The 12,600-nt window shown below is 60.8% G+C and carries 10 protein-coding genes and 1 pseudogene; 7 read left to right on the top strand and 4 right to left on the bottom strand.

The features are described from left to right. Positions 1 to 166: 166 nt before the first annotated feature. Positions 167 to 1,036, top strand: coding sequence for an MBL fold metallo-hydrolase (locus tag K9B32_RS04915; RefSeq protein WP_224560794.1), 870 nt, complete (start codon positions 167 to 169; stop codon positions 1,034 to 1,036). 56 nt (positions 1,037 to 1,092) lie between these two features. Here K9B32_RS04915 and K9B32_RS04910 read toward each other — a convergent pair whose 3' ends face one another. Next, positions 1,093 to 2,013: a diacylglycerol/lipid kinase family protein gene (locus K9B32_RS04910; protein WP_224560793.1), complete on the bottom strand. Its 921-nt coding sequence runs from the start codon at positions 2,011 to 2,013 to the stop codon at positions 1,093 to 1,095. A gap of 55 nt (positions 2,014 to 2,068) precedes the next feature. Next, positions 2,069 to 2,716, bottom strand: coding sequence for a hypothetical protein (locus K9B32_RS04905; protein ID WP_224560846.1), 648 nt, complete (start codon positions 2,714 to 2,716; stop codon positions 2,069 to 2,071). Positions 2,717 to 2,944: 228 nt separating this feature from the next. On the opposite strand from K9B32_RS04905, the pseudogene thrC reads away from it, so the two are divergent. From thrC to K9B32_RS04885, 4 genes and pseudogenes are all read left to right on the top strand, one after another. After that, positions 2,945 to 4,368: pseudogene (thrC, locus tag K9B32_RS04900) on the top strand (threonine synthase). A 3-nt stretch (positions 4,369 to 4,371) separates the two neighbouring features. Next, complete coding sequence (locus tag K9B32_RS04895; RefSeq protein WP_224560791.1) at positions 4,372 to 5,670, top strand: M16 family metallopeptidase; 1,299 nt, start codon at positions 4,372 to 4,374, stop codon at positions 5,668 to 5,670. A 28-nt stretch (positions 5,671 to 5,698) separates the two neighbouring features. Further along, positions 5,699 to 6,313, top strand: coding sequence for a GNAT family N-acetyltransferase (locus tag K9B32_RS04890; protein ID WP_007793062.1), 615 nt, complete (start codon positions 5,699 to 5,701; stop codon positions 6,311 to 6,313). After that, the gene (locus K9B32_RS04885) at positions 6,310 to 9,222 is read left to right on the top strand and encodes a sensor domain-containing phosphodiesterase (RefSeq protein ID WP_224560790.1); all 2,913 of its coding nucleotides are present in this window, start codon (positions 6,310 to 6,312) and stop codon (positions 9,220 to 9,222) included. The genes K9B32_RS04890 and K9B32_RS04885 overlap by 4 nt, the downstream gene beginning before the upstream one ends. Positions 9,223 to 9,236: 14 nt before the next feature. On the opposite strand, the gene K9B32_RS04880 is transcribed toward K9B32_RS04885, so the two are convergent. Beyond that, positions 9,237 to 10,292, bottom strand: a complete 1,056-nt coding sequence (locus K9B32_RS04880) for a putative zinc-binding metallopeptidase (protein ID WP_224560789.1) — start codon at positions 10,290 to 10,292, stop codon at positions 9,237 to 9,239. Positions 10,293 to 10,426: 134 nt separating this feature from the next. Further along, positions 10,427 to 11,032: a YqgE/AlgH family protein gene (locus K9B32_RS04875; protein ID WP_007793069.1), complete on the bottom strand. Its 606-nt coding sequence runs from the start codon at positions 11,030 to 11,032 to the stop codon at positions 10,427 to 10,429. 139 nt (positions 11,033 to 11,171) lie between these two features. On the opposite strand from K9B32_RS04875, the gene K9B32_RS04870 reads away from it, so the two are divergent. Continuing rightward, positions 11,172 to 12,008 carry a protein-disulfide reductase DsbD domain-containing protein gene (locus tag K9B32_RS04870; protein ID WP_224560788.1) on the top strand — a complete coding sequence of 279 codons (837 nt, stop codon included), beginning with the start codon at positions 11,172 to 11,174 and terminating at the stop codon, positions 12,006 to 12,008. Between the two features lie 64 nt (positions 12,009 to 12,072). Continuing rightward, positions 12,073 to 12,558: a peroxiredoxin gene (locus tag K9B32_RS04865; protein ID WP_007793077.1), complete on the top strand. Its 486-nt coding sequence runs from the start codon at positions 12,073 to 12,075 to the stop codon at positions 12,556 to 12,558. Positions 12,559 to 12,600: the final 42 nt, after the last annotated feature.

Here is a 12,600-nt window from a genome sequence, read left to right as displayed (position 1 = left end):
TATCCGGCGTCCAAATCCAAAGTCGGTTGCAGCGTCGAAACGCTACCACCGATTTTGCTATGGGACGGGATGCCTTATCGGACAGTAGAATTTCGCTCTCTGCACCGAGACAGATCGGAACCATTCAGCTATCGCAGTGATCTCTGTCTGATGGAGGCCGTCTCGCATGACTATTTCCGTGGAATTATGCTCCTATCCCGAGCTTGACGATCGGATCACCATCGTCAGGGCGGGAGATGAGGTTGACGCCATCTTCGTGCGCACCGAGAGATTTAACGTCCTGATCGACACTCTCGGAACGCCTAAGCTATGTCGGATGGCGCTGGATCTCCTTGATGAGGACGTGCGCGCTCGTCCTCTGATCGTCGTAAATTCGCACATGGACTGGGATCATTTCTGGGGCAACGGCGCGATTGCGGGGAAAGCCCCTATCGTTGCCCATGTTGCCGCACGTGAACGTCTGAACGACCCCTCCTCCCTCCAAGTTCTCAACGAGAAGATAGGTGAGGATTCGCGGTTTCAAACCGTCGAGCTCATAGCGCCTGACATCACCTTTTCAGGTTCGATGACCCTTCATGGCGGCGATCTGACACTCGAACTAATTCACACACCGGGGCACACGCCTGACCATATTGCGGTATGGATTCCGGAAATCCGTGTCTGCCTGGCTGTCGACGCGGTGGAATACCCCATTCCGGAAGTCTGGAGCAAAAGCGCCAGTGATCTCCGGCTGATCTGCTCATCCCTCGAACGAATACGTGACTTGGAGGCTAGATTTGTCATCCCTGCCCACGGAAGGACGCTCTCGCCTTCCACCGTGAACGACAACTTGTCATACTTCCGAGAATTGGCTGCCCGCGTCGAAAACTTAGACGAGCGGGAGCTATCCAACCCCGAGCTGGCCAAATTGATGGGCGTTCGACTTCAGGATTTCGTGGCCATCCCGGCCGACATGCCGCCACGGGTGGTGGAATTCTATGAAAGGTGTCACGGAACCAACCTCGGGGCGACAGTTCAAGCACGCATAGAGGGTTGAGTTTCTCGCAAGCACCACAGCTCTGCTGATCACTCCCTCGCTAGCCATCGCAATCGCTAGATTTTCAGGCCGAGTGCGCCGGCGAGCATCTCAAAGCGCGCAGGAAGTTTCCCGGGTGCCTCGCCGTCGCTGTCGACGGGAATCGACTCCTTGCAGATCGGCCATGCCTCGACGAGCCTGGCGCGATGGATGCTGACAAGCGGGCTCCTGACGTGGCCGCCGCCATAGATGCTGTTCATCAGCGACAGCACCTTCAGCCTGCCGGCCCCGCGGATGATGACTACGTCGAACAGGCCGTCGGCGACATCCGCGTCGGGAGCCACCTTCATGCCGCCGCCGAACCAGGCGCCATTGGCAACGGCGACCGCCGTGATCGGACCGTCATAGACATCCTCGCCATCCAGCCTCAGCCGGATATTGCGCGGCTTGTAGCGCAGGATCTGCAACAGACTGTGGAAGAGAAATACCATCGGCCCGGGCAGGCGCCGGCCCTTGCGCGCTTCGTTGACGGCACGCACGATGTGGCCGGAGACGCCAAAGCTTGCGATATTGGCAAAGTGGCGGGTGAGCGTGTCGCCGTCCTCATCGTCGCAGGTCAGCAGCCCGGCATCGATCTGCCGCACGGACGGAGACATCAGCCCTTCGGCGATCTTGGCAGGATCGCGCGACATCGGGAAATTGCGGGCGAAGTCGCAGCCGGTCCCGGTGGCGATGAACGAGAAGGCCGTAGCCGGCCGCTGCGATTTCAGAATGCCGCCGGCCACCTCGCCGATCGTACCGTCGCCGCCGACGGCGATCACAAGGTCGGCGCCATCATCCGCCAGTTCGCGCCCGAAGCGCTCGGCATCGCCGAAGCCCCTGGTTTCACGCAGGCTGAGATCGGTGAATCTCGCCTCGATGGCGCGCCGCAGCGTCGACCAGAACAGTTTCTTTCCGCGCGCACCGGACGCCGGGTTCAAAACGATGCCGATTTTCAAGCGATCTGCGCTCCCCGCGCCCGCCAGCATGGTGAAGCGGAAATAAGGACGTCTTTCAGGCCTTCTTCTTTTTCGTCGACACCGGTCCCTGATCGAAACCGATGTTTACGCGCACCAGCGCGCCAGAGCCGACAGGAAGCTTGATGCCGTCCTTGCGGAACAGGGCTTGCGTGGCGCCGGAGCCGACCTCGACCGGGAAGTTCGTCACTTCCGAATAGAGCGCATCCTCGCCGTCGTAGACCGTGATACGGACCGGAAGCGTGACTTTGCCAGACGAACCGGTTGGACCAGCGAGAACGCGAAGTTGGGCAACCACCGTCATCGTCAGGTTCGTGTCGTTGAGGCTGCACTGGCGGCTGTAGTCGCCGATCGATGCCTGGTAGGCGAGTTTCTCCGCATCACCGGTCCTGGCTCCGCCGGCATAAGTCCGGAAGATTGCGTCGCTGTCCTTCATGAACATCTGCGGGCACGCGCCCTGGACAACCGGGGCAGTGGCGCCCGACGCGGTCTTGGCGGTACCGATCGAAGGATCGTTGGACGACGGGTTGGCCGGCGCCAGCGGCATGATCTGCCCATTGCTATTCGACTGGGCCGGTGCTGTTGCGCTGTCCGAGCCACCGCCGACGCCAAGGGAGTTGCAACCGGCAAGAATTGCCGCAAGCGAAGCTGAAACGATGAGACGCGAGACCTTGCCAAGCACGATTATTCCACCCTCTCCACAAAGTTTTTTGGCAGGCCCAATCACTTAATGGCAGGCCTTTCGTGACAGTTTGCGATGGTCTATATCAGCGGCGCAAACAAAAATCGATTGGGTAAGAACCGTTTTGATGCACATTTCGGGATTGCGGGCGATGGCCGGCAGGGCAAGCGAGATGCGGCGCGAGGCATACTTTCCCTCCAACCCGGACTTTCTCCGGCCGGCACATCAAGGATGACGACAGTGGATTATATCTCGACCCGCGGCGAAGCCCCTTCCCTCGGTTTCTGCGATGCATTGCTGGCGGGTCTGGCGCGCGATGGCGGCCTTTATGTGCCGCGCAAGTGGCCGCATTTCTCAAAAAAGGAAATTCGGGCGCTTCGCGGCAAGAGCTATCAGGAGGTTGCCTTCGCCATCCTGTTGCCCTTCACCAATGGCGAGATTCCTGACGAGACCTTCCGTTCAATGATCGACGAGGCGTATGGGACTTTCCGCCACCCGGCGATCGCCCCGCTTGTGCAGACCGGTCCGAACAGCTTCGTCATGGAACTCTTCCACGGCACGACGTTGGCGTTCAAGGATGTCGCCATGCAGCTGCTCGCCAGGCTGATGGACTACGCGCTCGAAAAGCGCGGCGAGCGCGCGACCATCGTCGGCGCAACCTCCGGCGACACCGGGGGGGCCGCCATCGACGCCTTTGCCGGCCGCGAACGCACCGACATCTTCATTCTCTTCCCGAACGGCAAGGTGTCGCCGGTGCAGCAGCGTCAGATGACGACCTCCACCGCCTCCAACGTTCACGCGCTTGCCGTCGAAGGCAATTTCGACGATTGCCAGAACCTCGTCAAAGCGATGTTTAACGACGCGCCGTTCCGCGATCGTGTCAAACTCTCCGGCGTCAACTCGATCAACTGGGCGCGCATCATGGCCCAGATCGTCTATTACTTCACGACGGCAATCGCGCTCGGCGGACCGGACCGTAAGATTTCGTTTACCGTGCCGACCGGCAATTTCGGCGACATCTTTGCCGGTTACTGCGCAAAGCGCATGGGCCTGCCGATCGGCAAGCTTGTCGTTGCCACCAACGAGAACGATATCCTCGACCGCACGCTGAAGACCGGCCGCTACGAGATGAAGGCGGTGAAGGCCACAACCTCGCCCTCGATGGACATCCAGATCTCCTCGAACTTCGAGCGCCTGCTGTTCGAGGCCTATGAGCGCGACGCTTCCAAGGTCCGCGCGGCGATGAATAGTCTGAAGCAATCCAACGGCTTCGAGATTGCGAAGGAGGCCCTTGCCTTCATCAAGAAGGACTTCCGCGCCGGCCGCGCCAGCGAGAAACAGGTCGCCCAAACGATCAAGAAAATCCATGCCGAAACCGGCTATCTCCTCGATCCGCATTCGGCGATCGGCGTCTTCGTGGCGGCAAAGCACGAGAAACCGAACACGCCGATGGTTACGCTTGCCACCGCGCACCCGGCGAAATTCCCGGCCGCCGTAAAATCCGCCTCCGGTATTGACCCCGCGCTTCCGACGTGGCTTGCTGATCTGATGCACAAGGAGGAGCGCTTTCAGATCGTGAAGCCTGAGCTCAAAGCCATTGAGACCTTCATCGGCGAGCATAATCGGGCCTAAGTAAAGCAGGCGCAGAAAGATAGCCAATGACAGTTGAGTGCACCCGGCTCAAATCCGGGCTGACAGTAGTCACACAGACCATGCCGCATCTGGAAAGCGTTGCGCTGGGAGTTTGGATAAAATCAGGATCGCGCAACGAGACGACAGACGAGCATGGCATTGCCCACCTGCTCGAGCACATGGCCTTCAAGGGCACGGCGCGCCGCAGCGCGCGTGAAATCGCCGAAGAGATCGAGGATGTCGGCGGCGAGGTCAATGCCGCGACCTCCACGGAAACGACCTCCTACTATGCCCGCGTTCTCAAGGACCATGTGCCGCTTGCCGTCGACATCCTTGCCGATATCCTGACGGAATCGGCCTTCGAGGAGGAAGAACTCGAGCGCGAAAAGCAGGTCATCCTGCAGGAAATCAACGCCGCAAACGACACGCCCGACGACGTCGTTTTCGACAAGTTCTCCGAAACCGCTTATCGCGACCAGACGCTCGGCCGGGCGATCCTCGGTACGCCGCAAACCGTGGTGTCGTTCACGCCGCAGCAGATCCGTGGCTATCTCGGCCGCAATTACACGACCGACCGGATGTTCGTCGTCGCGACCGGCGCTGTGGAGCACGACGAGTTCGTTCGCATGGTCGAGGATCGCTTCGCCAGCCTTCCCACCTCTCCATCGGCAACGCCCGTGATGGAGCCGGCAAAATATATCGGCGGCAATATCCGCGAGACGCGCGACCTGATGGATGCGCAGATTTTGCTCGGCTTCGAAGGCAAGGCCTATCATGCCCGCGACTTCTACTGTTCGCAGATTCTCGCCAACATCCTCGGCGGCGGCATGTCGTCCCGCCTGTTCCAGGAAGTGCGCGAGATCCGAGGTCTCTGCTACTCCATCTATGCCTTCCACTGGGGCTTTTCCGATACCGGCATCTTCGGCATCCATGCCGCCACCGGCGGCGAGAACCTGCCGGAACTGGTGCCCGTTATCATTGACGAGCTTCACAAGTCGGCAGCCACCATCGAGCAGAAGGAAATCGAACGCGCCCGCGCCCAGATCCGCGCCCAGCTGCTGATGGGTCAGGAAAGTCCAGCCGCCCGCGCCGGTCAGATCGCAAGGCAGATGATGCTTTACGGCCGCCCGATCTCCAACCAGGAGATGATGGAACGGTTGGAAGGCATCACGGTCGGGCGACTGACGGATCTTGCTGGACGCCTGTTCTTCGACACCGTGCCGACGCTCTCGGCCATCGGCCCGCTCGAACATCTGGCTCCGATGGAAGACATCGCCGCATCTCTTTCCTCGCCCGCTCCTCAGAGTAAACAGGCCCTCGTCTGACCTGATATCCATGTGCCGGGGGTGATCGATGGCAAAATCGGTTTTTCGGTTCCTGTCGCGGCAACCGGATTCAGTGGAACTCGAGAACGAGCACTATGTGCTGCGCCTGCCGCGCTACCAGGATTTCAACCAGTGGCATAAGCTGCGGGCGGCCAGCCGGCAGTTTCTGGAACCCTGGGAGCCGACATGGCGCCGCGACGAGTTGACCGAGGGCGCCTACCGCGCCCGCGTCATCCGCGGCAAGCAGGAATACGCCTCCGGCCAGGCCATCCCGCTCTTCCTCTTTCACAAGCAGAACATGACACTGCTCGGCGGCATCACGATCGGCTACATCAGGCGCGGTGCGGCACAAAGCTGCATGATCGGCTACTGGATGGGCGAGGCATACGCCGGCCAGGGCCACATGTTCGCCGCACTTCAATTGGTTATACCCTATATCTTCGCAGGGCTTGAGTTGCACCGTATCGAAGCAGCCTGTATTCCAGACAATGCTCGGAGCATCCGCCTGCTTGAAAAAGCCGGGTTTCAGCGGGAAGGTTATCTGCGCGGATACTTGAAAATCAACGGTCAGTGGCACGACCATGTGATGTTCTCATTGCTCGCCACTGACACCGATAAAGGCAGGATAACCGACAGCCGATGACTAACAATCGCATGCTGCTCTCATCACCGGCCGGACGATTGATCGCGGTGATCGCAGCTCTCTTGCTGTCAGCCTTCATGCTAGCGGCAGGCCATGTTCAGGCAGCCGAACCGGTCAAGATCTCCCGTGACGATACCGCGCTCGATCTGACTGCCACGACGGAAATCTACGCCAACCAAGGGGAAGCCTTTCAAGTCTCGACGGCTGCCGGTGCCGACGGTATCCGCCGCCGTATTGAGGTACGTGCCAGCTCCGACAACCACCAGGGCGACTGGGCCGTCTTCGCGCTCGCCAACGTCTCCGACGAGCAGCTTGAGCGCGTGATCGTGGCGCCCCATTTCCGCCTGGTGAATTCGAAGCTGTTCTGGCCCGACCTCGGTTCGCAACGCATCATCGCCATTACGCCGAGCGAAGGCTTCGCGCTCGATCGGCAGCCGAGCGACGAGGCCGACGTGTTCCGCATCACGCTCAACCCCGGTGCGGTGATCACCTTCGTTGCCGAACTGACGACGCCGGAACTGCCGCAGATCTATCTCTGGGAACCGGACGCCTACAAGGACACGATCAACGCGTTTACGCTCTATCGCGGCATCGTGCTCGGCATTGCCGGCCTGCTCGCGGTGTTCCTGACGATCCTTTTCGTGGTCAAGGGCACGTCGATGCTGCCGGCGACGGCCGCGCTCGCCTGGGCGGTGCTCGGCTATATCTGCGTCGACTTCGGCTTTCTCGGCAAGCTGATCAGCATCGCTTCAGCCGACCAGCGAATATGGCGCGCCTGCGCCGAAGTCGCCCTCGCCTCCAGCTTCGTCATCTTCCTGTTCACTTACCTCAACCTGAACCGCTGGCACACGCATCTCGGCTACCTGACGCTCGCCTGGGTGCTCGGCCTGGCGCTGCTCTTCGGCGTCGCGATCTATGACCCGGCCATCGCCGCCGGTATCGCGCGGCTGTCGTTTGCGCTGACCGCGACGATGGGTCTTCTGCTGATCGTCTATCTCGGCCTCAACCGCTATGACCGCGCTATTCTTCTGGTGCCGGCCTGGGCGCTGATCCTCGTCTGGATCTTCGGAGCCTGGCTGACGATCACCGGCCGGCTCGACAACGACATCATCCAGCCGGCTCTCGGCGGTGGTCTTGTTCTCATCGTCCTGCTGATCGGCTTTACCGTCATGCAGCATGCCTTTGCCGGCGGCGCGTTCCAGCAGGGTCTGTTTTCCGATCTGGAGCGTCAATCGCTGGCTCTGACAGGCTCGGGCGATATGGTTTGGGACTGGGACGTGGCGCGCGACCGCGTCGTCACGATCCCGGATGTTTCCGTCAAGCTCGGCCTACCGCCCGGCGCGATGCATGGCGCTGCCCGCAACTGGCTGCCGCGGCTCCATCCCGACGATCGCGACCGCTTCCGGGCAACCCTCGACGTCCTGCTCGAACATCGCCGCGGCCGACTGAACCACGAATTCCGTATCCGCGCCGAAGATGGTCATTTCCACTGGCTTCTTATCCGCGCGCGGCCGGTGCTCGGCTCCAACGGCGAGATCATCCGCTGCGTCGGCACCATCGTCGACGTCACCGAACAGAAGAATTCAGTCGAACGACTGCTGCACGACGCGCTGCACGACAACCTGACCGGTTTGCCGAACCGCCAGTTGTTCCTCGATCGCCTGCAGGCCGTGCTTGCATTGGCACCGGGCGGCGATACGCTGCGCCCGACGGTGATGGTGATCGATATCGATCGCTACAAGCTGGTGAACGATACGCTCGGGATCGCCGCCGGCGACAACATCCTGATCGCACTCACGCGCCGTCTGCGTCGTCTTCTCAAACCGCAGGACACGCTCGCACGCCTTTCCGGCGACCAGTTCGGCCTTATCCTGACTTCCGAGCGTGACCCGACGAAGGTGGCAGACTTCGCCGACGCGATCAGCAAGGCGATCATGGTGCCGATCAACTTCGCCAATCGCGAGATCATCCTGACGGCGTCGATCGGCCTTACCTCCTTCGTCGATCAGCAGGAAAGCGCCGCTGGAATGCTCAGCGATGCGGAGCTCGCGATGTACCGGGCCAAGCGCGCCGGCGGCAATCGCGTTGAGCCGTTCCAGCCCGCCTTCCGTGATTTCGGCGCCGACAGGCTGCAGCTCGAATCCGATCTGCGCCGCGCCATCGAGCGCAAGGAACTGTCGATGGTCTACCAGCCGATCGCCGGGCTGGAGGACGTCGAGATCGCTGGCTTCGAAGCCCTTATGCGATGGGAGCATCCGAAGCGCGGCAGCATCCCGCCTTCGGAGTTCATTCCGATTGCGGAGACATCCGATATCATCGACATGCTGGGCATCTTTGCCCTGGAGCAGGCGACGAACGACCTGATGGGTTGGGAGAACCAGACCGGCGAGCTGCCGATCTTCGTCTCGATCAACCTCTCCAGCGCACAGCTGCTGAACAACGAGCTTTATGAAGATGTCCGCTCGGTGCTGGCGAAGACCCATTGCGATCCTTCGCGTTTGAAGCTCGAGCTGACGGAATCCATGGTCATGGAGAACCCGGAACAGGCGCGCCTTGTGCTCGAGAAGCTGCGAGAAATGGGTCTCGGCCTTGCGCTTGACGATTTCGGAACCGGCTATTCCTCCCTTGCCTATCTGACGCGTTTCCCGTTCGACACGATCAAGCTCGACAAGACGATGGTGTGCGATGCGAGCGACAAGAAGGCGACCGTGCTCCGCTCGGTGATCGCCATGGCCCGCGAGCTTGACATGAAGGTCGTCGCCGAGGGGATCGAGTCCAACGAGGATGCGATTGAGCTCGCCAAGATGGGCTGCACCTTTGGGCAAAGCTACCTTTTCGGACCGCCAATGGCATCGGAGTCCGTCTTGCGCCTGCTGAAGGAGCGGTTCCCGCTGACGAGGCGCGCCTAAGCTGCCCGCAGCCGTCAGATGCCACGTTGCTGGACAAGCTGATGCACATATTCCAGCTTGGCCACCACAGGCCGTGACAGGACGAACGGATAGGAGTCCGGCTGGCCCATGCTGCGCTGGATGGCGTTGATCGCCACGCTTAGCGGAATCCAGGCGCTGACAAGCTGCTCGGCGCTGCGCGCCCGATACGGATTGAAATCGACCTCCGCCGCCATTTCCTCGTGCCCACGTGGATCGATCGCAATGCCGAAGGTGTGTGCCGTCTCCAGGGTGTCGACAATGTGGAGATAGTGGGCGAAACATTCTGCGAAGTCCTCCCAGGGATGGGCAGCCGCATAGGCGCTGATGAAGTTGTCCTGCCATCTTGATGGCGCGCCATTCGCATAGTGATTCTGCAGCGCGGCGGCGTAGTCCTGGCGCTCATCGCCGAAGATCGCGCGAAAGCCGTCGAAGGCGTTGCGGTCGCGAACCAGTTTGTTCCAGATGAAGTGCCCGGTTTCATGTCTGAAATGGCCAAGCAGCGTACGATAGGGCTCGTTCATCGACGTGCGCGCCAGTTCGCGGGTGACGCCGTCCGCCTCCGCCGCGCGGATCGCAATCACCCCTTCCTCGTGGCCCGTCATCGCGGCAACGACGTTGCCGTCGCTCTGCACAGTGTCCTCGAGGAAATCGAAAACCAGGCCCCCGTCTGGATCCTGCTGCCGATCCGGATGCGGAAGCTTCAACCGCAGGAGGGAATAAAACAAATGCCGTTGCGCTTGGCCGATGTTTCGCCAGCGGTCTACGCCGTCCAGCGTATTGGTGTTCGGCACCAGTCGATTGTGGCGGCAGGCGAGGCAGAAATCGCCGTCATCCCCCTCACCGATCAGCCAGTTGCAGATGTCGAGCCGGGCGTTGGCGCAAAAGCGAACCTGCCCATCCTGGCGGCCCGCGAGCTGCCATCCGTCATCATCCAGCGCACGCATGGCAAGGTCATGCGGCAGGAAGCCGAGCCGATGGCTGCACCGGACGCATTGGCGGTTGTCGAAATGCACAACCTGATCGCAGTTGTCGCAGACAAACAGTCGCATCGCGCTCCTCGCGGATCCCGTCATCGAAAAGCCCGCGACACGGGATGCAGCGGGCACGCGCAGTTACCGCCAGGCGGCGTTCATGCCCACCGCGGCGCCAGGAGAACGCGTTTTTTTGCAGATCGTTCCTCGGGTCAGGCGTGGCCGGCCTCGGCCGAAAGCATGGCGGCATTGATACCCATGGTGGCCAGAGCACGCTCGTACTTGTCGTCGAGGCTGCGGTCGAAGATCAGTTCTTCGCTGGCCGGGCATGTCAGCCAACCGTTGTTGCCGACTTCGGCCTCCAGTTGACCTGCGCCCCAGCCGGCATAGCCGAGCAGCATGGTGGCTCGCTTCGGCCCCTTGCCCTTGGAGATCGCCCGGATGATGTCGAGCGTCGCTGTCATGCAGATATCGTCACTGACGGGAATGCTGGAATCGCATAGATAGTCATCGGAATGCAAGACGAAGCCGCGGCCGCTTTCCACTGGCCCGCCAGTCTGGATCGGGCAATCGCGCGCATGTGGGGGAAGGACGATGGCCTCCTCGTCCTTGATCATTTCGAGGTGCAGGAGAACGTCGGTAAAGGTCAGGTTCTGCGGGCGGTTGATCACGAACCCCATCGCGCCAGCATCCGAATGGGCGCAGATATAGATCACTGTGCGGGCGAAGTTGCGATCCTCCATGCCCGGCATGGCAATGAGAAACTGGCCATCGAAGAAACCACGTTCTCTTTTGTTTTTCAGGGTCGCCAAGGACATCATTCCTCCTCTGCCAGACCGCACGAGGCCCCGACACCATGAGCATGAGCCAATGTCACAGATCAATCAACTGAAAATGAAGACTTAAGTGATGGCGAGTTCTAGCCGAGCATGAGGATTTTCAATAAATGGTTGATCCATGAAGACTATTTCACTCGCCGTTCGCTCATTCTGGCCCGCCTCGTGCCTGCTCTTGGTCATATTGCAGCTTTCCCCGCCGGCTCGGGCGGAGATGAGCGCCTGGGCCGACAATGAGGGCGGCCGGATGCGGCTGATCGCGCTTTCGCCTGATGCAAGCGGGAAGATACGCGCCGGCCTGCAAATCGAGCCGAAGCCGGGCTGGATCACCTATTGGCGCGAGCCCGGGAATAGCGGCATCCCGCCCCAAGTCAGCTTCTCCTCCGACGCCGTCTCCCTCGATAAGATGAGCTATCCGATCCCGAAGCATATCGTCGATGGAAAGGTCGACGAGGTCGCCTACGACGCGTCGGTGACGTTCCCGCTGCAACTCACCGCAAAAGACGCCTCCATTCACGAGATCAAGGCAAATGCCTTCATCGGCATCTGCAAGGAAATCTGCATCCCCTTTCAGGCTGAGTTATCGCTGACCTTTGAGCCGTCGGCTCAATCGCGCCCGACCGAGGAGGCAATTCTCAAGGCTGCCGCCGCCACCTTGCCGGAAGCCGCCTCCTCCGAATTCAAAGTCGACCACCACACCCTGTCGGCGGACATGAAGGAGCTCTCACTCAGCATTACCCTACCGGAGAGCGGCGAAAGCGCACCCGAGGTGATTGTGGCAGGCCCGAGCGGGCACGTCTTTACCAAGCAGATGGCGACCCACCGCGACGGCAACAGATTCACGACAAAACTTGCCATCGGCAAGCTTCCCAAGGGATACAACGTCCACGGAAAGACATGGAGCGCGCTCGTCATCGATGGCTCGCGCGCGATCGAGACGCCGCTTGCCTTTGAGTAATCGCGATCTATAGTCGCGCCAAAATCGCGGTATTTGCACCGCCATACATGACAAGGAGACGTCCATGACCATCGCAATCGGCGACAAGCTTCCTCCGGCCACCTTTAAGGAAAAGACGTCGGATGGCCCGGTCGAGATCACCACGGAACAGCTCTTCAAGGGCAAGCGCGTTGTTCTCTTTGCGGTCCCCGGCGCGTTTACGCCCACCTGCTCGCTGAACCACCTGCCGGGCTATCTGGAGAACCGCGACTCCATCCTTTCCAGGGGCGTTGACGATATCGCCGTCGTCGCCGTCAACGATTGGCATGTGATGGGCGCCTGGGCCCAGTCTTCTGGCGGCATGGGCAAGATTCACTTCCTTGCCGATTGGGACGCGGGCTTCACCAAGGCGCTCGGTCTTGACGCCGACCTTTCGGCCGGCGGCCTCGGCGTTCGGTCGAAGCGCTACTCCATGCTTATCGACGATGGCGTCGTGAAATCACTGAACGTTGAAGAGAGCCCAGGCCAGGCTACGGTTTCCGGTGCTGCGACAATGCTGGAGCAGCTGTAAAGCTTCACCGCCCTACCATCTCAAGGCGGCCCTTGCGGCCGC

The sequence above is a fragment of the Rhizobium sp. 3T7 genome (assembly GCF_020166565.1).
Classification (GTDB): domain Bacteria; phylum Pseudomonadota; class Alphaproteobacteria; order Rhizobiales; family Rhizobiaceae; genus Rhizobium.
The sequence above is the reverse complement of the archived record's forward strand: the minus strand, read 5'-3'. Positions and strand labels throughout refer to the sequence as shown.

Coding starts and splice junctions, on each gene's coding strand:
- K9B32_RS04895 (WP_224560791.1), top strand. CDS start 4,372: ATGACAGTTGAGTGCACCCGGCTCAAATCCGGGCTGACAGTAGTCACA.
- K9B32_RS04880 (WP_224560789.1), bottom strand. CDS start 10,292: ATGCGACTGTTTGTCTGCGACAACTGCGATCAGGTTGTGCATTTCGAC.
- K9B32_RS04865 (WP_007793077.1), top strand. CDS start 12,073: ATGACCATCGCAATCGGCGACAAGCTTCCTCCGGCCACCTTTAAGGAA.
- K9B32_RS04915 (WP_224560794.1), top strand. CDS start 167: ATGACTATTTCCGTGGAATTATGCTCCTATCCCGAGCTTGACGATCGG.
- K9B32_RS04870 (WP_224560788.1), top strand. CDS start 11,172: ATGAAGACTATTTCACTCGCCGTTCGCTCATTCTGGCCCGCCTCGTGC.
- K9B32_RS04875 (WP_007793069.1), bottom strand. CDS start 11,032: ATGTCCTTGGCGACCCTGAAAAACAAAAGAGAACGTGGTTTCTTCGAT.
- K9B32_RS04885 (WP_224560790.1), top strand. CDS start 6,310: ATGACTAACAATCGCATGCTGCTCTCATCACCGGCCGGACGATTGATC.
- K9B32_RS04890 (WP_007793062.1), top strand. CDS start 5,699: ATGGCAAAATCGGTTTTTCGGTTCCTGTCGCGGCAACCGGATTCAGTG.